The following is a 19,543-nucleotide window of genomic DNA, read 5'->3' as shown; positions in this document are numbered from 1 at the left end:
CCGCGCACCCTGCCCCGGCCGTACGGTCAGCCCCGGCCGCCCCGCCCGACGCGTCGGGTCTTGAGCTCGTCGAAGCGTGGAGTGTCGCCCTCCCTGACCCGCTGCCACGCCCTGCGGTAGAGGTCGGCGACCGGCTCCGTGGGCACGACCACGTCCAGCAGCGGGCTTCCGCCGCTCACCAGGTCGAACAGCGGCAGCTTCCACCGCTCCAGCGAGAGTGTCGTCGGCTCGGTGACCGTCCAGCCTCCCGGCAGGAAGAGCGAGCGCCGGGCCCCGGTGCGCGTCGCCTTGACCACCAGGTCGGTGGCCGCCAGTTCGTCGCGCGCCGCCTCGATACGGGCGGCTCCGCCGCGCCGCCGCTTCCAGCCCGTCCACCGGGCCACGTTGGTGTCGGTCGGATCGGGCATCGCCAGCAGGATCAGATAAAGGACGGCGGCGTCCTCACTGATGCCGTACTCCTTCGCCGCCTCCGTGACGAGGTCCGGCACGGAGCGGGAGGGATCCTGCGGGTACCAGGTGCCGTCCTTGTCCCGCTCGCCGGACGGCGGGTCGCCCGGATCGCCGAGGAGCGCGGCGAAGCGCGGGTCGCGCGCGGCCCGCAGGCCCATCTCGGCGGGGAACTGCCGCTCGGCGTCGAGAGGTTCGCCGCCGCCGTACGCGTCGCCGATACCGCGCAGGACCGTCAGGTACGGGTCGCCACCCGCCTCGTCGAGCAGCGCCACACGGATGGCGGGCAACGGCTGGTTGTCGTGCGTGGGCAGGACCACCGCGCCGTAGCGTTCGTATCCGTCCTGGGTCTCCGTGGGAGCGCCGGCCGCCTTGCGGAACGCGGACAGGTACACATACCGGCCCAGGTCGAGCATCAGCTCCGGGTTGGCCAGCCGCTCCCGTACCGCGTTCAGCACACCCGGAAGCAGCGCCCGGACCGGATGCCCGGCCGGCAGCCGGTGGGCCAGCCACGCGGCCGTCGCGGTCATGGTCGTCAGCGCGCGCGTGCCGAACGCCGTGGTGTCCGTACCGACGGCAATGACGCGGTCCTCGTGGACCCGCCAGGCCGTGTCAACCGTCAACTGCGGTTCGCCGGACGGGTCGAGGAGCGCCCGCAGGGTCTTTTCGGGCGTCCAGGACGATCGCACGGCCCGGACCGCCTCCGCCACGAGCAGCAGGTCCTCCTCCGAGACGGCTGTCCGTTTGCCCAGCGCGCTGTTCCAGACCTCGGCCGCCGCGGAGACGTCGGGCCCGTCCGTCCACAGCCGGGCGGGCTCGGCAGGCAGCAGTGCCGCCACCACGGCCCGCCGGACGTGGACGTCCACGCGGCGCAGTTCGTCCCTGGCCAGCGCGGCGTTCGGGGTCTTCAGCCCGAGCGTGTTCCGTACGTCCGTGGGAAGGAAGCTCTGCACATGCGTCTCCACCTGGGGCAGACCGGCCACCACCAGCGCCGCCGCGGATTCCGTGACGCCCGTCAGCCGGGCGAACTCCTCGGCGGCGGCGGGGAACCAGGGCGCGGGCCCACGCGCGGCCAGTTCGGCGCGGAAGACGGTGAACCAGTCGCTCGCCCGGCCAGTTCCGTCGCCGATCTCGCGGGGCGCTGACGCCACGGTGTACGGCGCGGGAACCTCGAACCGGCCCGCGGGGTCGTGGAACAGCGCCCTGAGGTCGCGCCCGGACCCGTTCCAGTATCCGGGGCGGATGACGGCCAGGAAGGCGCCATCGGCCAGCCGCAGCACCCCCGACCAGTTACCCGTCCGCGTGGTGCCGTCCGGGCCGGCCAGCGCGTTCTCGTCGAGGCGGAGCCGGCAGATACGCCAGCGGTCGCTGCCGCCGGTGCCCGTCAGGCCGAGTGTGTCCAGCTCGGTCAGCACTTCGGCCAGAACCGCGCGGTGTTCCGGCGCGGCGGTCGCCGAAGCGGCCCGGAACGCCAACGCGGCCGGGGAGCCGAGGAGTTCGTCCCATTCGGAGCTGTCCACGGGCAGCGGCGGCCCGTCCAGGTGGAGGCGGACGGCCGTACCGGCGACGGCTCCGGCCTCCTGTGCGGCGTCCGCAGCGGTCCCGGCCGCGCCGGCCTCGGACGGAGTTCCCAACTCCCTGTTCAGCGCTTGGAGCTGACCGCCGATGCTGCGCGAGGTGGACGAGTAGCCCGAGAACCGGCAGTCGTCCGCCAGTCCGTTGAGCGCGTCCCCGATCAGCTCGTTCTCCGGGCCGGCCGCCTCGGCCACCGGCCGTGCGACCACCGCCTTGTCGTCGAGCCGCTTCACGATCCCGTCCAGCACGGCCTGCTGCTCGGCGGCGAACCGCAGCACTCCCACGATGCCGGCCACCAGTGCGTCATGGCTGACCGCGGGCAGCGACTGGCCTACCAGTGAGGCCAGTTCGTCGGTCTCCGGAGTGGACTTCTCCGTCCGTTCCTTGGCCTGCGCGACCGCCGCCGCCAGCAGCGCCGCCACCGTGTCGCGGTCGATCCCGCGCAGCGCCTCGGAGCCCCGCGGGTCCCTGGCCCTCAGGCAGTGCCAGTAGTTCTCCGGCGGCAGCAGCACGGTGCCCGCGGCGAACGGACCCGGATTGTCGTTCATCCCGGCGAAGGAAGTGACCGCTCCCTCGGGGTCGACCAGCTGGATCTCGGAGCCTGCGGCAACGACACCCCTGGGTCGGTCGTCGCCAGGGAACATCAGAGGGCGAGCGGGCCAGCCGGCGCCTCGCGCCAGCGTGACGGAGTGCCCGGCCAGGTCCTCGCAGCGCCGCGACCCGTCGGGCAGCCGCACCACCCGCCAGCCGAGGAGCCCGCCCACCGGATGCGCTCCGGGACCGGTCTCGGCCGACGGCGCGGGCAGCAGGACGCCCCCGATCCACTGGCTGCCCTCCGGCGCGTCGCGAGTCGCCTCGGCGAAGAAGGCGGGCTTGCCGACCTCGCCGACCGTCCCGGACTCCGGGTCCAACTCGTGCAGACGTGCACCGCCTTCGGCCCTCTCGACCCTCGTCCAGTAGCGCGTCCCGTCCGTGTTCACCGACCGCTCGGCGGGCAGCGTGGTGTCCCCCGCGTACAGCACACCGCCGCCCGTGAGCCGCCCGCCGCCCGGCCTGGGCAGGGTGAACCCGCCCAGACCGCTGCTGAGTCGACTGACCTGGACGCCCCGGACGCCGACCGCGGACTCCATGGGGGCCGGGCGGTCGGCGGCCGTGTGCCAGTACCCGTGCAGCCGGCCGTCGTCGGACCTGGACCGCCAGTGAACGAGCAACTGCCCGTCCACGTAGTGGAATCCGGGGTGCTCGTACCAGCGGATCTCGTTGTCGGGGATGCGCAGGTCATGGGTCAGTACGGCGCCTTCGGCGTCGAGGACCCGCGCCTGCGAGGCACCCGCCAGGATGAGATGAGGCCAGGCATCGGCGACGACGAGCCCGTTCCGATTCTCCTCCGGCGCCAGTTCCGCGACCGCCTTCTCCCAGGCGGGCCAGCTCAGTTCGTCGAAGATCCCGGCCCGCAGCGTCCGGGCCAGCAGCGGGGCCACGTCGGTGGCGGCGACGGCCCGTACCTCGTCCTCCGCGAGAGCCAGTGCCACGCCGGGCAGCCGGGCCAGCCGGTACAGGCTGTCCGGCATCATGGGCAGCGTCGACGCGGTGGCCTTCCGGGCGGTCGCGCTCATCCACTCCGTGAGCATCGGACGACCGCCGGGGGAGTCGGCCAGCCTCTGGAGGGCGTCCGCCTCGAAGCCGAACCGGTCGAGCCCCCCGTGGAACGCGGGCCGGAAACGCGCGTCGGCCTCCAGCGCGCGCAGATCGCGGCGGTCGTCCTTCCGCTTGGCCCACTCGCGTACGAGCAGGTGGCGGGTCCGCCCCTCCGTCTCCGGATCGGCGACCGGCACATCCAAGGAAAGCAGCAGGTCCAGCAGATCCACGTCGTCGTACGGCACCGGCAGTTGGTGTGTCGTGCCGGACTCGGCCAGCTCGGCCCGCAGCTGCCCGGCCATCCGCTCCACGAGCGGATAGAACGCCGGGACGCGGACGGCCGATCGGTAGGAAGGCGAGTTGTACTTCATGAACCGCAGGTACCAGCCGACCGTACCGTCCGACGGCCGCTGCGCCGCGGGCAGCGCGCTGTCCCAGAGCCCCTCGGTGGCCCCGCACTCCTCCAGCAACTCCAGCCAGAACTCCGCGCAGTCGTCGTCCTCGGGCAGCAGATCCAGCAGCGTCCCGCGCGTCGAGGGCTCCCGCCGGGCCAGCGCCGCAAGGGCCGGGCGCTGCGCCTTCCACCAGCCCGGCGCCGCCCGCCGCGTGGCAGGCAGGGCGAGCAGATCGGTCAGATACGCGCCCTCCGCCACCGCCACGTCCGCCCCGGTGGCCTTCGCCAGCTTCCGCAGATCGGTCGACATCTGGACCGAGGGCTGGATGCCGCCCGCTGTACGCCGCAGACACAGTTCACGGAAGCGGCGGTACGCCTCATCGGCCGGCACCCGGGCCGCCAGCTCCCGCGCGTACCCGGAAAGCGCCTTCACAGGCAGCGCCCCGGCCAGCGCGAACTCCAGGAACACCGCGTCCAGCCGCTCCTCGTCCAGCGCCAGGCCGTACTGCCTGTCCGCGTCGCGGGCCCGTGTGAACATCTGCCCCGCGAAGCCGGGGTTCTCCGCCCCCAGGAAGACCCGCCCGGCCTGCTCGAAGAAGGTCGGCAGGAAATGCGGTACGGAGTCGGCCAACCGCGCCGCGATCTGCTGATAGGAGGTCAGCGCCGCCTTCGGTTTGGTCGTCGCCTGCCGGGCCACCCGGTCCAGTTCGGGGACGAGCCCGAGCGCCTGACGGCCGTCCTGCGGGTGGTGCACGAGCACCCACTCCGGGAAGCTCAGCGACTGCCGCAGACCCAGGCCGACCTCGACGGGCTCGCCGTCCGGCTCCAGCCCCAGAAAGTCCGCGGCCAGATCCTCCGCCGCGCCCAGCTCCGCGGCGACCAGCCGCACCACGACCCGGTCGTCGAGCCCCGGATGCCGGTAGGCGCGCGTGGTCAGCGGGACCGCGCGCTCGCCTGCGTCCGGCGTGCCCGGCGGCAGCACCGCTCCGGCCCGGAGCAACTGCTCGGCCTCCGCCCGCGCTTCGGCCCCCGTCGGTCCCTCTGTCCCTGCTCCCACCACAGCCCCCGCCGTATCCGTCGTCACCCGCACCATTGCCCCCGTGTCGTCACTCACGTGTCCTCGCCCTCCTTGACCGTGCGCCCGGCGTACAGGGCGGCGGCCATGCGCATGCCCTCGGACCAGGCGACCGGTCCGACCAGCCGCAGCGGCAGCGAGCGCCCGTCCTGGAGGCTCCAGGACAGGTCTCCGGTCTCGGACTCCCCGTCCCAGTACGGCTCCCCGATCCACACCGACGCCTCGGTCACCGTCCCGGACTCCCGTATCCGGCAGGTGGCGTAGCCTCCCGACACCCGGTAGCCGAGCGTGGTGGCCCGCGCCGCCAGCCCGAACCGTGAGTCGTAGCCACCGCCCGCGAAGTCCGACACCGAGGTCGCGTTCCTGGCGAGGTCGGCCGGCTTGTGCCAGGTCGCCCGGTGGATCTGCTCCACGCCCTGGGTCAGGCCCAACTCGGCGGCGAACTCCCGCAGATCATCCAGCTCGGGCAGCAGCACGGGGTGCGGCAGCGTCACCGTCGACGGCGACAGCCGTATCGTCTCGCCGTCCGGATCGACCACCCGCAGCTCGCCCGAGTCGGTGGCGTCACGGAGGAAGCCCACCTCGTCCGGGCTCTCGCCCATCACCACCAGGTCGCGCAGCCCCGCCTGCCACGCGGCGTCGGGCCACACGCGGGCCAGCAGCCCGGTCGGGACGGGCAGGGACGACACCATCCAGCTGTCCACCCGCGCCACACACGCCGTCGCGTGCCGGTCCAGCCACTCGGCCAGCTTGCGCAGCCGGTCCACCTCGGGGTGTGTCCGCACCGCCTTGGGCAGTGTCTTCAACTGCCGTCCCCCGCCGCGCCCCGACGTGGACCTCGCGGTCACCCGGCCTTCCACCAAGGCGACTTCGTATCCGTCGCCCGCCGACAGCCAGCCCATCCGTACGCACCTCTCCCCGTTCACGCATCACGAATCCCGCAGGGGAATGGACCCCGCACTGCGGTAGAGGAAGAACGCTAACGGTGCCCACTGACAGTCCGTCGGGAGAGGGCGCCCGAGGGCATGAGAGCCGGGTGGGGATGTGTCCATCGGCCGCGAAAGTGACGATATGTATCCGGCGCGGAGGCCGGTAAGCGGCGGGAAACGCACGACGGCCCGGCCACCGAGAAGGCGAACCGGGCCGTCGCTGCGAGTGATATGACACCCCGTCAGGCAGGCGCGTCAGTTCGGACGTACGCCGCCCGATCTGACGTACACCGCCGAATCAGGCGGACGCCTGTGGATAAAGCGCGCGCGGCAGTTTCGACGCCGCCGCCTCGTCCAGCAGCCACAGCGTCCGCGCCCGCCCCTGTGCGCCCGCCGCCGGCGCCTGGATCTCGCCCGCGCCGGAGAGAGCGATCTCCGCCGCCTCCGCCTTGTCCTCGCCCGCCGCCAGCAGCCACACCTCGTGCGCCGCCCGGATCGCCGGCAGAGTCAGTGAGATCCGCAGCGGCGGCGGCTTCGGCGCGCCGCGCACCGCGACCACCGTGCGCTCGGTCTCCCGGACGCCCGGCAGCTCGGGGAAGAGCGAGGCCACGTGCGTGTCCGGCCCCACGCCGAGCATCAGCACGTCGAAGGACGGGACCCGCGCGTGGTCCTCCGGCCGTGCGGACGCGGCCAGTTCGGTCGCGTACGCGGCGGCGGCTGCCTCGATGTCGGAGCCGTACGCGCCGTCGGAGGCCGGCATCGCGTACACCCGCGAGGGGTCCAGCGGCACCGAGTCCAGCAGCGCGGCCCGCGCCTGGGTGATGTTGCGCTCCGGGTCGCCCTCCGGCAGGAAGCGTTCGTCGCCCCACCAGAGGTCGAGCCGGGTCCAGTCGACCGCGTCCCGTGCCGGCGCCTCGGACAGCGCGGCCAGCAGGCCGTTGCCGTTGCGCCCGCCGGTCAGGACGATCGACGCGAAGCCGCGCGCGGCCTGGGCGTCCACGATCTTCGTGATCAGCCGGGCCGCGACGGCCTGCGCCATCAGCTCCTTGTCCCGGTGGACGACGAGTTGCGGAACGCTCACTTCGACGCCGCCTTCTTGGCCGACCCACGCGGGGGAGCCGCCTTCTTCGCCGCCGGAGCGCCGTCGCCGTCGTCGCCGGAGGTGTCAGTTTTCGCCGACTCCAGCCGGTCCAGGCCGAACCGCAGCGTCGCCGCGTACGTGTCGTCCGGGTCGAGCCTGCGCAGCTCCTCGGCGATCAGCTCCGAGGTCTCCCGCCGGTTGAGCGCCACCGCCCGGTCCGGCTGGCCTTCGATGGACAGCGTCGCCAGGGAGCCGTCCGAACGCCGCAGCTCGATCGGCCCGCAGTCGGTCTCCATCCGCACGGCCGTGAGGCCGGGGCCGGCCGAGACCGCGCGGGTGACCGGGACGTGCAGCCGCTCGGCGAGCCACATGCCCAGCAGCTCGCAGCTCGCGTTCAGCTCCTCGCCCTCCACCCGGACCGAGGTGACCTTGCAGTCGACCTGGTCCAGCGCGGCGGCCAGCATCGAGCGCCACGGTGTGATCCGGCTCCACGCCAGGTCCGTGTCGCCGGGGGTGTAGACGGTGGCGCGGGCCTTCAGCTCGTCGATCGGGTTCTCGGCGGCGTACGTGTCCGTCACCCGGCGCTGGGCCAGCGTGCCCAGCGGGTCCTTCGCGGGGTTGTCCGGCGCGTTGGCCGCCCACCACACCACGACGGGCGCGTCCGGCAGCAACAGCGGCAGGACGACCGACTGGGCATGCTCGATGACCTCGCCGTACAGCCGCAGGACGACTGTCTCGCCGGTGCCCGCCTCCACACCCACCCGCACCTCGGCGTCGAGGCGCGCCTTGGACCGGTCGCGTGCCGAGCGGGAGAACCGCTTGACGACGACCAGCTTGCGCGAGGGGTGCTCGCGCGACGCCTCGTTGGCGGCCTTGAGCGCGTCGTACGCGTTCTCCTCGTCGGTGACGAGGACCAGGGTGAGGACCATGCCGACGGCCGGGGTGCCGATGGCCCGGCGTCCCTCGACCAGCGCCTTGTTGATCTTGCTGGACGTGGTGTCCGTAAGGTCGATCTTCATGGCCGACGCCAGCTCCGTCCGTGTCGTGCGAGCATTTCGTCCGCCTCGACCGGACCCCAGGTCCCGGACTCGTACTGCGCGGGCTTGCCGTGCTTGTCCCAGTAGTGCTCGATCGGGTCGAGGATCTTCCAGGACAGCTCGACCTCCTCCGTACGGGGGAAGAGGTTGGAGTCGCCGAGCAGCACGTCGAGCAGCAGCCGCTCGTACGCCTCGGGGCTGGACTCGGTGAACGACTCGCCGTAGGCGAAGTCCATCGAGACGTCCCGCACCTCCATCGCCGTGCCGGGCACCTTGGAACCGAACCGCATGGTCACGCCCTCGTCCGGCTGCACCCGGATGACCAGGGCGTTCTGCCCCAGCTCCTCGGTCGCAGTGTGGTCGAAGGGAGAGTGCGGGGCCCGCTGGAACACGACCGCGATCTCGGTGACCCGGCGGCCGAGCCGCTTGCCCGTACGGAGGTAGAACGGCACACCCGCCCAGCGGCGGTTGTCGATCTCCACCTTCACCGCGGCGTAGGTGTCGGTCTTCGACTTGGAGTCGATGCCGTCTTCCTGGAGATAGCCGACGGCCTTCTCGCCGCCCTGCCAGCCCGCGGCGTACTGCCCGCGCACCGTGTCCTTGCCGAGGTCGTGCGGCAGGCGTACGGCGCCGAGCACCTTGGTCTTCTCGGCTGCCAGCGCGTCCGCGTCGAAGGAGGCGGGCTCCTCCATGGCGGTGAGCGCGAGGAGCTGGAGAAGGTGGTTCTGGATGACGTCACGCGCGGCGCCGATGCCGTCGTAATAGCCGGCCCGGCCGCCGATGCCGATGTCCTCGGCCATGGTGATCTGCACATGGTCGACGTACGACCGGTTCCAGATCGGCTCGAAGAGGGTGTTGGCGAAGCGCAGCGCCAGAATGTTCTGGACGGTCTCCTTGCCCAGGTAGTGGTCGATCCGGAAGACCTCGTTCGAGGGGAAGACCTCGTGCACGACCTTGTTCAGCTCCTGCGCGGAGACCAGGTCGTGGCCGAACGGCTTCTCGATGACGGCACGCCGCCAGGAGCCCTCCTGCTGGTCGGCCAGCCCGTGCTTCTTGAGCTGCTTGACGACCTTGGGGAAGAACTTCGGCGGTACGGAGAGGTAGAAGGCGAAGTTGCCGCCCGTACCCTGCACCTTGTCGAGGTCCTCTATCGTGGACCTCAGATTCTCGAAGGCCTGGTCGTCGTCGAAGTCACCCTGGACGAAGCGCATCCCCTGGATGAGCTGCTGCCAGACCTCCTCCCGGAACGGCGTACGGGCGTGCGCCTTGACGGCGTCGTGGACCTCCTGCGCGAAATCCTCGTCCTGCCACTCGCGACGGGCGTAGCCGACGAGCGAGAAGCCCGGCGGCAGCAGTCCGCGGTTGGCGAGGTCGTAGACGGCAGGCATCAACTTTTTACGGGACAAATCGCCCGTGACGCCAAAGATGACCAGGCCCGACGGCCCCGCGATACGCGGGAGCCGTCGGTCCGCGGCGTCACGAAGCGGATTCGCTCCGTGGGTTGCGGTCAAGGGTTCAGTCCTCCGAAGGGGCGAGGCGCTTCAGCTCCGCCTCGGTCGACTTGAGCAGGTCGGTCCAGGCCTTCTCGAACTTCTCCACGCCCTCGTCCTCCAGCAGCTGGACGACGTCGTCGTAGGAGATGCCCAGCTTCTCGATGGCTTCGAGATCCGCGCGCGCCTGGTCGTACGTACCCTTCACGGTGTCACCGGTGACCGCTCCGTGCTCGGCGACCGCGTCCAGCGTGGCCTCCGGCATGGTGTTCACGGTGTGCGGGGCCACCAGGTCGTCGACGTACATCGTGTCCCGGTACGCGGGGTCCTTGACGCCCGTCGAGGCCCACAGCGGACGCTGCTTGTTGGCCTGGGCACGGTCCAGCGCCGCCCAGCGGTCGGTGCCGAAGACGTCTTCGTACGCCTCGTAGGCCAGGCGGGCGTTGGCGACCGCGGCCTTGCCGCGCGCGGCCTTCGCCTCGTCCGTGCCCAGCGCGCCGAGCCGCTTGTCGATCTCGGTGTCCACACGGGACACGAAGAAGGACGCCACCGAGAAGATCTTCGAAAGGTCCAGGCCCGAGGCCTTCGCCTTCTCCAGACCCGCCAGGTAGGCGTCCATGACCTCGCGGTAGCGCTCCAGCGAGAAGATCAGCGTCACATTGACACTGATGCCCCGGGCAATCGTCTCGGTGATCGCGGGGAGCCCCGCGCGGGTGGCGGGGATCTTGATGTACGTGTTCGGGCGGTCCACCAGCCAGGCCAGCTGCTTGGCCTCCGCGACGGTCGCCGCCGTGTTGTGCGCCAGCCGGGGGTCGACCTCGATCGAGACACGGCCGTCCTGGCCCTGCGTCTCGTCGAACACCGGCCGCAGGATGTCGGCGGCGTCACGGACGTCCGCCGTCGTGATCATGCGGACGGCTTCCTCGACGGTCACCCGGCGGGTCGCGAGGTCCGTCAGCTGCGGTTCGTAGCCGTCGCCGCCGGAGATCGCCTTCTGGAAGATCGAGGGATTGGTCGTCACGCCCACGACGTGCTGCTGATCCATGAGTTCGGCGAGATTGCCGGATGTGATGCGCTTGCGCGACAGGTCGTCGAGCCAGATCGCGACGCCTTCGTCGGAGAGGCGCTTGAGTGCGTCTGTCATGAGAGTTGCATCTCCTATGTCTTATACCTACGTCAGCGCGCGACGGCTGCCAGAGATTCCCGAGCGGCGGCCGCGACCGCGTCCGCGGTGAAGCCGAACTCCCGGAAGAGGACCTTGCCGTCGGCCGAGGCACCGAAGTGCTCCAGCGACACGACGCGGCCGGCGTCGCCCACGAAACGGTGCCAGGTGAGCCCGATCCCGGCCTCGACCGCCACCCGCGCCTTCACGGAGGGCGGCAGCACACTGTCCCGGTAGGCCTGGTCCTGCTCCTCGAACCACTCGACCGACGGCATCGACACGACGCGGGTCGCGATGCCCGCCTCCTGAAGAAGCTCGCGCGCCTCGACCGCCAGCTGGACCTCGGAGCCGGTACCGATGAGTACGACCTCGGGCTCGCCGCCCTCGGCCTCGAACAGCACGTAACCGCCCTTGGCCGCGCCCTCGTTGGCCTCGTACGTCGGCACACCCTGACGCGTCAGCGCCAGTCCGTGCGGCGCGCCCTTGGCGTGCCGCTTGAGGATCTCGCGCCAGGCGATCGCCGTCTCGTTGGCGTCGGCGGGACGCACGATGTTGAGACCGGGGATGGCCCGCAGGACGGCCAGGTGCTCGACCGGCTGGTGCGTCGGGCCGTCCTCGCCGAGACCGATCGAGTCATGCGTCCAGACGTACGTGACGGGCACCTGCATCAGCGCCGCGAGCCGGACGGCCGGGCGCATGTAGTCGGAGAACACCAGGAAAGTGCCGCCGTAGATACGGGTGTTGCCGTGCAGCGCGATGCCGTTCATCGTCGAACCCATGGCGTGCTCACGGATGCCGTAGTGCACCGTGCGGCCGTACGGGTCGGCCTCCGGCAGCGGGTTGCCCGCCGGGAGGAACGACGACGTCTTGTCGATCGTGGTGTTGTTGGACCCCGCCAGGTCGGCGGAGCCGCCCCACAGCTCGGGGATGACCGCACCGAGAGCCTGGAGCACCTTGCCGGAGGCGGCGCGGGTGGCCACACCCTTGCCGGTCTCAAAGACCGGCAGCTTCGTCTCCCAGCCCTCGGGCAGCTCGCCCGCGCGGATCCGGTCGAACGTCGCGGCACGCTCCGGGTTGGCCGTACGCCACGCGGCGAACGTCTTCTCCCACTCGGCGCGCGTCTCCCGGCCCCGGTCGAGCGCCAGCCGGGTGTGCGCCAGGACCTCGTCGCCGACCTCGAAGGTCTGCTCGGGGTCGAAGCCCAGCACCCGCTTGGTCGCGGCGACCTCCTCGTCGCCCAGCGCCGAGCCGTGCGCGGCCTCGGTGTTCTGCGCGTGCGGGGCGGGCCAGGCGATGATCGAGCGCGCGGCGATGAACGACGGGCGCTCCGTCTCGTCCTGCGCGGCCTTGAGCGCCCGCGCCAGACCCGCCGGGTCGAGGTCGCCGTTCGGCAGCTGCTCGACGCGCTGGACGTGCCAGCCGTACGCCTCGTACCGCGCCAGGGTGTCCTCGGAGACGGACGTCTCGGTGTCACCCTCGATGGAGATGTGGTTGTCGTCCCACAGCAGGACGAGATTGCCGAGCTTCTGGTGGCCGGCCAGCGACGACGCCTCGCCGGAGACACCCTCCTGGAGACAGCCGTCACCCGCGATCACCCAGATGGTGTGGTCGAAGGGGGAGGTGCCAGGCGCCGCGTCGGGGTCGTACAGGCCGCGCTCGTAACGGGCGGCCATCGCCATGCCGACACCGTTGGCGACACCCTGGCCGAGCGGCCCGGTGGTGGTCTCGACGCCGACCGTGTGGCCGTACTCCGGGTGACCCGGAGTCTTCGACTCCCAGGTGCGGAACGCCTTGAGGTCGTCCAGCTCCAGGCCGTAACCCGCGAGGTAGAGCTGGATGTAGAGAGTCAGCGACGAGTGGCCCGCGGAGAGTACGAACCGGTCACGCCCGGTCCACTGCGCGTCGGCCGGGTCGTGCCGCATCAACTTCTGGAAGAGCACGTAGGCGGCGGGGGCCAGGCTCATCGCCGTACCGGGATGGCCGTTGCCGACCTTCTGTACGGCGTCCATGGCCAGGACACGGACGGTATCGACCGCCTTGCGGTCCAGATCGGTCCACTCTTCGAGATCTGTGGTGGTCGGCTTGGTGCTCACCCTGAGTCAGGGCTCCTCTCCACATGTCGAATCCCGGTGTCTGAGGGCGCACCGGTTCGCCGCCGAGCCTACCCTTGTGGCGCTGCGCGACCATTCCCGTCCACTTCCGTAAAGAAGAGACATCGTCAGGGTGGCGCTGGGGTGCCCGGCGGGCATCGGGCGGGAGGCCCGGCGCCTTTCCCGAGCGACACCGCGACGGCGAACTCCGACCGCGCGCATAAGGCTTCGAGCAGGCGTCAACACGAGCGCACCCCCGAGAAGAACGGCATATGGGCAACGTCTAGAGTGGCGTGGTACGCGCAAGTCTTTACCGGGCCTTCACGCCCGGAGCTTGCTGGGATTTCTCTGTCTGGGGTGTGCGTGACGGCCGTCGAGTCCCGACCCGCAGGGGTCGTCCTGACTCCGAGCCCGGGGGGCCATCGGCCGTTCGGAGCCCGTGTCAAGGCGTTCGTGGCGCTGACCAAACCACGGATCATCGAGCTGCTGCTCATCACCACGGTTCCCGTGATGTTCCTGGCCGAGCAGGGCGCACCGGACTTCTGGCTGATGGTCGTCACCTGCGTCGGCGGCTATCTCTCCGCCGGCGGCGCCAACGCGCTGAACATGTACATCGACCGTGACATCGACGCGCTGATGGACCGCACGTCGCAGCGCCCGCTGGTCACCGGCATGGTGTCGCCCCGCGAAGGCCTCGCCTTCGGGCTCTCCCTGGCCGTGATCTCGACGCTCTGGTTCGGTCTGCTCGTCAACTGGCTGTCGGCGGCGCTCGCGCTCGGCGCGCTCCTCTTCTACGTCGTCGTCTACACGATGATCCTCAAGCGGCGCACCTCGCAGAACATCGTCTGGGGCGGCATCGCGGGCTGCATGCCGGTCTTCATCGGCTGGTCATCGGTCACCAACTCGCTGTCCTGGGCCGCCGTCATCCTCTTCCTCGTCATGTTCTTCTGGACGCCGCCGCACTACTGGCCGCTGTCGATGAAGGTGCGCGAGGACTACGCGCGGGTGGGCGTGCCCATGCTGCCCGTCGTCGCGTCGAACCAGGTGGTCGCGCGCCAGATCGTCCTCTACAGCTGGGTGATGGTGGCGGTGTCGCTGCTGCTGACGCCGCTCGGCTACACCGGCTGGTTCTACACATCGGTGGCGCTGGTGGCCGGCGGCTGGTGGCTCTGGGAGGCACACGGGCTCCAGTCGCGTGCCAAGTCCGGTGCGACGGGCGGCAAGCTCAAGGAGATGCGGCTGTTCCACTGGTCGATCACCTATGTCTCGCTGCTCTTCGTGGCCGTCGCGGTGGACCCCTTCCTGCGGTAGTCCCCGGCACGGTTCCACTACCCGTCGGTAGCATGTCGTCCATGGCAGAGACCGAGGTTGACGAGCAGAGCGGCGACGGCACGCGTGCGAGCCGCCAGGCCGTAAGGGACGAGCGCCGCGCGGCCCGACTGGCCAAGCACATCGGCGCGTTCGCGCGGGCGCACGGCGGCGCCGAGGGACAGCTCGCGTATCTGGGCCGGGCGGGCACCCGCATCGTGCTCGTGGCGCAGGACGGCGACTGGGGCGACCTGGTCGCCCCCTCGCACGACGTGGCGCTGAAGGCCGTCGAAAAGGCCGGGATCACGGTGCACGAGGCCTTCGACGGCGAGTTCGCCGCGAAGGTCCGCACCGGGCCGTACGAGTGGACGCGGATGGCCGGCATCCAGGTCGGCGGACCGGCCAACGGCCCCGGCGATTGAGGACAGACCAACACCCGAGCGCTCCTTGCCCGTTAGGACTGTAGGGAAACGGTCCACGACGGGAAGCCCCATGATCGAGACAACGACTCTGGTGGACCAGAACTGCCACGGTGTCCTCCGTACGGAGCTGGGCCTCGGCACCTTCGAGGCCCAGCTCGGCAGGACCGCCGGGCCGCCCGCCGCCGGCACCACCTTCTTCGACACCCAGACCGGATTCGCTGTACGGCGCTGGTGCCCGCCGCTCCTCGGACTGGAGCCGCACATCTCGCCCGCCGCCTATCTGGCCCGGCGCCGCGAGCTGGGCGTCCTGGAGGCCGGCCGGCTGCTGCTGCGGGGCACCGGCATCACCACCTATCTCGTCGACACCGGGCTGCCCGGCGATCTGACCGGCCCCGAGGAGATCGCGGCGGCCGGTGGAGCCGAGGCGCGCGAGATCGTACGGCTCGAACTGCTCGCCCAGCAGGTGGCCGACACCTCGGGCACCGTCGACTCACTGCTCGCCAACCTCGCCCACGCCGTGCACACGGCGGCCGGCTCGGCCGTCGCCTTCGTGTCCGTGGCCGCCCTGCGCCACGGCGCCGCCCCGGCGTCCGAGCCGCCCGGCCCCGGAGAGGTTCGCGCCGCCGCCGGACGGTGGCTCGCCGGGCGGCGGGTGGGCGGCCGGCTCACCGACCCCGTACTGCTGCGGAATCTGCTGTGGACCGCCGTCGCCACCGGGCTGCCGCTCCAACTGCACGCGGGCGGCGGCGAGGGCTGCGGGGGCGCCTGCGCCGACGGGAGGCCCGCGCCCGTCGCCGACTTCGCGGCGGCCACGGCCGGGCTCGGCACCGACCTGGTGCTGCTGCCCGGCCGGCCCTACCACCGGCACGCGGCCCGGCTCGCCGCGGCCTTCCCGCACGTGTACGTGGATCTCGGCCCGGCCCTCGCGCACACCGGGGCGCGCGCGGCGGACGTACTGGCACAGGTGCTGGAGCTGGCGCCTTTCGGGAAGCTGCTCTACTCCAGCGGCGCGCGCGGGCTGCCCGAACTGCACGTCGTCGGTGCGCGGGTCTTCCGGCAGGCACTGGCACGGGTGCTCGGCGGCTGGGCGGCGGACGGTTCGTGGGCGCTCGCTGACGCGCAGCGCGTTGCGGAGCTGATCGCCTCGGGCAACGCCCGCCGGGTCTACGGCCTGGACGACGTCTGACGGGACTTCGGCGAACTCCTCGCCCTCAGCGAGCCGTTGAGCGCACCCAGCTGCCGCTCACAGAGTTGTATCCACTTTGTATGCCCGCCTCCTTGAATCTTCCAGTCACCGACTTCAAGGGGAAGAGCATGCAGAGACATATCGGTCGGCTTCTGGCGGCTGTGAGCGTGGTTGTCACTCTCACTGTCACGGCTTCGGCCGCCGTCGCGGCCCCGCAGGAAGCCTCGCCGGCAGATGCGCTGATCGCGAGCCGACCCATCTTCAAGATGCCGTTCGACTGTGGCCAGAGCTGGCGCGGCAGCAACTGGAACGGACACAGCCCGGCGCACGCGATCGACTGGAACCACTACGACTCCAGCGGCAACCCGGACGACCTCGGCCGTCGGGTGTTCGCCAGCGCCGGCGGCACGGTCCTCTCCTCGTACTACGCCACGGACACCGGTTACGGCAACACCATCGTGATCGGGCACGGAGACGGCTGGCAGACGCGCTACGCGCACCTGAAGACCCGTGACGTCCAGAAGGGCCAGACGGTCACGATCGGCCAGCGGATCGGAGAAGTAGGCGCCACGTCCGCGCTCTACGACCTCTCTCCGCACCTGCACTACGAGCAGATACACAACGGATCGGTCGTCGTCGCGGTCATCCAGGGCGTCCAGTGGAACGACTACCTGACGCGCTACCAGACCAGCAACAACAGGTGCGGCTGACGGAGTGTGTACGACCGGTGCTGGCCACGCGGCCGGCACCGCGTTCGTCGGCGACGGCCCACCAGTGCACGTCAGTTCAGCAACCGCAGCTTCGCGTCGACGAGTTCGGCCTGATCGCGAGCGTCGAGCCGGCGCCACGTGGACAGCGAACGGTGGAAGTAGCGCCTCGCGGTCTGCTCCCGGCCGGTCGCGTGGTGCAACTCGCCCAGCAGGCACGCGACACGCGCCTCCGCCCGGCGATCACCGAGCTGCTGTTGTACGACGAGCGCATCGACCAGCAGCGCGGACGCCTGGCCGGCGTCGCCCTGTTGCAAGCACAGCTCCCCGATGCTCTGCTGCACACAGGCCGCGCAGTGCGTGTCGGCCAGATCGTCGAAGATGGCGAGTGCGCACTCCAGTTCGGCCCGCGCGACGTGTGGTTCGCCGCGCAGTTCGTGCATCACCGCGATCCGGCGGCGCACCTGTGCCTCGCGGTGCCGGTCGCCGACCTCGCGGGACAGCTCCAGAGCACCGTCGAGCCACGGCGCCGCGGCCTCGGGGTCCCGCCGCTCCAACCACACCGAGGCGATCGCGTTGCATGCGACCGCTTCGCCGTGCCGGTCACCGGCCTCGCCGAATCCGCGCAATGCCGCGACGAACCTCTCCAGCGCGGCATCGAGGTCATTGATGACCCGGTACACGGACCCGGCCCCCACCGCGGCCATCGCCTCGCCGGACAGGTGCCCGAGACCGGCGAAGAGAGCACGCGAGGTTTCGAACGACGCGACCGCGTCGGTGTACCGGTCCCCGTAAAGGTGGAGCTGGCCCATGTTGCGGAGCAGCGCCGCGGCCTGCGCGTCGGACGGAGCCGGCGTCGCGTCGAGCACGAGCTGATGCGTCCGCAGCCAGTCGGCGTAGTAGCCGCGCATGTCGAAGAAACCCGCCAGCTCGATCGCGAGATCGGCGGCCCGGGAGACGTGACCGAGGCGTAACGCGGATTCCACGGCGGCGACAAGGAGGCGGCGTTCTGTTTCGAACCACTGCACGGGCCAGGCATCCACCGCGGGCGAGATCGCGGTGGCGGGCCCGGCCGGTCGGGCCGACTCACCGAGTACTCCGAGGAAACGCGTGGGCATCGCCGCATTGGCGCGGCGGGCGAGCGCGATCAAGGTGTCGACGACCTCCAGCCGGCGCCGCGCGCGTACGCCGGAATCGTCCGACTCGGCCAGCTCCTGGGCGTAGCAGCGCAGCAGGTTGTGCATGCGGTAACGCTGCAGCCCGAGAGGGTCGGTGCCCACCACCTCGACCAGATGCTCGTCGGCCAGCGTCTCCAGTTCCTTCGCGGCCTCGTCGGCACGCCCCATGGCCACCGCGACGAGCCAGCCCGCCACCGGCTCGTCGGCCAGCTGCCCGAAGGCGCGGAAGGCCGTCGCGGCCTGCTCGGGCAGATGCCGGTAGCTCAGCTCCGCGCTCGCCCGTACCTCCATCTCACCCGTCTGGAGCTGGTCCAGCCGTCCGCGCTCGTCGTGCAGGAGGTCGGCCAGCGTGCCGACGGTCCAGCCCGGCCGGTTCGCCAGCCGGGAGCCGGCGATCCGTACGGCCAGTGGCAGCGAGCCGCAGCCGGCGAGCACCCGGTCGGTGTCCGCTCCTTCCAGGTGCAGCCGGTCCGGTCCGACGATCGTGCCGAACAGTGCGCGGGCCTCGTCGTGTTTCATCACTCCGATGGGGACGTGGTGCGCCGGCAGCCCCGGCATACGGCGCCGTGAGCTGACGAGCACCGCTGATCCCCCAGTTCCCGGGAGCAGGGAACGCACCTGTGAACTGCCGACGGCGTCGTCCAGGACGATGAGGAACCGCCGCTGTGCCAGGCGTGAGCGGAACAGCGCGGCCCGCTCACTCAATTCACCGGGAATGGCGCTGTCGATGACACCGAGACCGCGCAACATCTCGGCCAGGACGTCGGCCGACTCGCGCGGCTGAGCGCCCATTCCACCCAGATCGACGAAGAGCTGGCCGTCGGGAAAGGCGTCACGCACCCGATGCGCCACATGAACCGCCAGTGTGGACTTCCCAGAACCCGGCGGACCCGTCAAGACCCCGACGACCGGCTGTCGGCCGGCCGCCGACAGCAGTCCTTCCAGTGCGGCGATCTCCTCGGTGCGACCCGTGAAGTCCGGTACATCGATGGGCAGTTGGCACACCGGCGAGAGCGTCGCGCGGCGCCGGCCGACATAGCCGTTGGCCTCCTCCCCGGCGTGGCGCAAGGAGGCGCCCGGCTCGATGCCGAGCTCTGCGGCGAGGATCCGCTCGGCTTTGGCGTACGCGGAGCGGGCCTCGATGGTGCGGCCCGAGCTGTGCAGTGCGCGCACCAGCATCTGCCACAGGTCCTCCCGCAGCGGGTCCTCGGTGAGGCGGGACCGCAACTCGGCGATCAGCGGCACGTAGTCTCCCGTGCGCAGCCGCAGGTCGAGACATTCGTCGACGGCGACCGATCGTGCTTCCTCGGCCCTGGTGATCGCCGGATCCCACACCACACTGGACGGCACGTCCTGCAGCACGCTGCCGCGCCAGAGGCCGAGTGCCGATTCGTAGCCGCGCAACGAGGCGGCGTTGTTGCCGCGGTCGCGCTCCGCGCGGGCCCGGTCCAGCCGCTGTTCGAAGAGCAGCATGTCGATGTCGTCGGGTGCGACATCGAACGCGTACCCCGACGGCTGGGTGCTGAGCCCGTCGGTGGCGACCCCCGCCTCGGACAGCGCCCGACGGAGCGCGCGCACGTACGTCCGTACGTTGGCCACCGCGGACCGGGGAGCACCGCCGGGCCACAGGACCTCGGTCAGCACGTCGAGCGAGACGAAACCGCCCGGCTGCAACAGCAATGTGGCGAGAATCGCTCTCGGCTTGGGGCCACCGATGCGGACCGGGACGCCATCCACCCGCACCTGTAGTGGACCCAGCACCCCGAATGTCGGTTCCCCCACCCGTGCCTCCGCGACAGTCGGTGACTCCGGGCACAGCGTACT

General features: G+C 71.1%; 12 protein-coding genes. 4 read left to right on the top strand and 8 right to left on the bottom strand.

What is annotated here, in order from left to right; all coding sequences use genetic code 11:
* Positions 1 to 26: 26 nt before the first annotated feature.
* The 7 genes from ACIBLA_RS11130 to tkt all read right to left on the bottom strand — a co-directional run bounded on the left by ACIBLA_RS11130 (position 27) and on the right by tkt (position 12,921).
* Complete coding sequence (locus tag ACIBLA_RS11130; RefSeq protein ID WP_363241563.1) at positions 27 to 5,168, bottom strand: DNA-binding protein; 5,142 nt, start codon at positions 5,166 to 5,168, stop codon at positions 27 to 29.
* Positions 5,165 to 6,031 (bottom strand): DUF4132 domain-containing protein, encoded by an 867-nt coding sequence (locus tag ACIBLA_RS11125; RefSeq protein WP_363241616.1) that lies wholly within the window; start codon positions 6,029 to 6,031, stop codon positions 5,165 to 5,167. Before ACIBLA_RS11125 ends, ACIBLA_RS11130 begins: the two co-directional genes overlap by 4 nt.
* Before the next feature lie 325 nt (positions 6,032 to 6,356).
* The gene (pgl, locus tag ACIBLA_RS11120) at positions 6,357 to 7,139 is read right to left on the bottom strand and encodes a 6-phosphogluconolactonase (RefSeq protein WP_363241562.1); all 783 of its coding nucleotides are present in this window, start codon (positions 7,137 to 7,139) and stop codon (positions 6,357 to 6,359) included.
* Positions 7,136 to 8,158 (bottom strand): glucose-6-phosphate dehydrogenase assembly protein OpcA, encoded by a 1,023-nt coding sequence (opcA, locus tag ACIBLA_RS11115; protein ID WP_363241561.1) that lies wholly within the window; start codon positions 8,156 to 8,158, stop codon positions 7,136 to 7,138. Before opcA ends, pgl begins: the two co-directional genes overlap by 4 nt.
* On the bottom strand, positions 8,155 to 9,687 hold the full coding sequence (gene zwf / locus ACIBLA_RS11110; RefSeq protein ID WP_363241560.1) for a glucose-6-phosphate dehydrogenase: 1,533 nt from the start codon (positions 9,685 to 9,687) through the stop codon (positions 8,155 to 8,157). Before zwf ends, opcA begins: the two co-directional genes overlap by 4 nt.
* Before the next feature lie 4 nt (positions 9,688 to 9,691).
* Positions 9,692 to 10,810, bottom strand: a complete 1,119-nt coding sequence (tal, locus tag ACIBLA_RS11105; RefSeq protein WP_363241559.1) for a transaldolase — start codon at positions 10,808 to 10,810, stop codon at positions 9,692 to 9,694.
* 32 nt (positions 10,811 to 10,842) lie between these two features.
* Positions 10,843 to 12,921, bottom strand: coding sequence for a transketolase (gene tkt / locus ACIBLA_RS11100; protein WP_363241558.1), 2,079 nt, complete (start codon positions 12,919 to 12,921; stop codon positions 10,843 to 10,845).
* 360 nt (positions 12,922 to 13,281) lie between these two features.
* Here tkt and ACIBLA_RS11095 point away from each other — a divergent pair, with 360 nt between their 5' ends.
* From ACIBLA_RS11095 to ACIBLA_RS11080, 4 genes are all read left to right on the top strand, one after another.
* Positions 13,282 to 14,229: a heme o synthase gene (locus ACIBLA_RS11095; protein ID WP_363241557.1), complete on the top strand. Its 948-nt coding sequence runs from the start codon at positions 13,282 to 13,284 to the stop codon at positions 14,227 to 14,229.
* 41 nt (positions 14,230 to 14,270) lie between these two features.
* The gene (locus ACIBLA_RS11090; protein ID WP_363241556.1) at positions 14,271 to 14,648 is read left to right on the top strand and encodes a hypothetical protein; all 378 of its coding nucleotides are present in this window, start codon (positions 14,271 to 14,273) and stop codon (positions 14,646 to 14,648) included.
* Positions 14,649 to 14,718: 70 nt separating this feature from the next.
* Positions 14,719 to 15,834 carry an amidohydrolase family protein gene (locus ACIBLA_RS11085; RefSeq protein ID WP_363241555.1) on the top strand — a complete coding sequence of 372 codons (1,116 nt, stop codon included), beginning with the start codon at positions 14,719 to 14,721 and terminating at the stop codon, positions 15,832 to 15,834.
* Positions 15,835 to 15,962: 128 nt separating this feature from the next.
* Entirely contained in the window at positions 15,963 to 16,544 is a 582-nt protein-coding gene (locus ACIBLA_RS11080) for a M23 family metallopeptidase (RefSeq protein ID WP_363241554.1), read from the top strand.
* 71 nt (positions 16,545 to 16,615) lie between these two features.
* Here the strand turns inward: ACIBLA_RS11080 and ACIBLA_RS11075 are convergent, their stop codons facing one another.
* Positions 16,616 to 19,501, bottom strand: coding sequence for a BTAD domain-containing putative transcriptional regulator (locus ACIBLA_RS11075; RefSeq protein ID WP_363241553.1), 2,886 nt, complete (start codon positions 19,499 to 19,501; stop codon positions 16,616 to 16,618).
* Between the last annotated feature and the right edge of the window lie 42 nt (positions 19,502 to 19,543).

It is taken from the genome of Streptomyces sp. NPDC050433, assembly GCF_044458565.1.
In the GTDB taxonomy this organism is placed as follows: Bacteria; Actinomycetota; Actinomycetes; order Streptomycetales; family Streptomycetaceae; genus Streptomyces.
The sequence above is the reverse complement of the archived record's forward strand: the minus strand, read 5'-3'. Positions and strand labels throughout refer to the sequence as shown.

Coding starts and splice junctions, on each gene's coding strand:
- ACIBLA_RS11125 (WP_363241616.1), bottom strand. CDS start 6,031: ATGGGCTGGCTGTCGGCGGGCGACGGATACGAAGTCGCCTTGGTGGAA.
- opcA (WP_363241561.1), bottom strand. CDS start 8,158: ATGAAGATCGACCTTACGGACACCACGTCCAGCAAGATCAACAAGGCG.
- tal (WP_363241559.1), bottom strand. CDS start 10,810: ATGACAGACGCACTCAAGCGCCTCTCCGACGAAGGCGTCGCGATCTGG.
- ACIBLA_RS11090 (WP_363241556.1), top strand. CDS start 14,271: ATGGCAGAGACCGAGGTTGACGAGCAGAGCGGCGACGGCACGCGTGCG.
- ACIBLA_RS11085 (WP_363241555.1), top strand. CDS start 14,719: ATGATCGAGACAACGACTCTGGTGGACCAGAACTGCCACGGTGTCCTC.
- ACIBLA_RS11080 (WP_363241554.1), top strand. CDS start 15,963: ATGCAGAGACATATCGGTCGGCTTCTGGCGGCTGTGAGCGTGGTTGTC.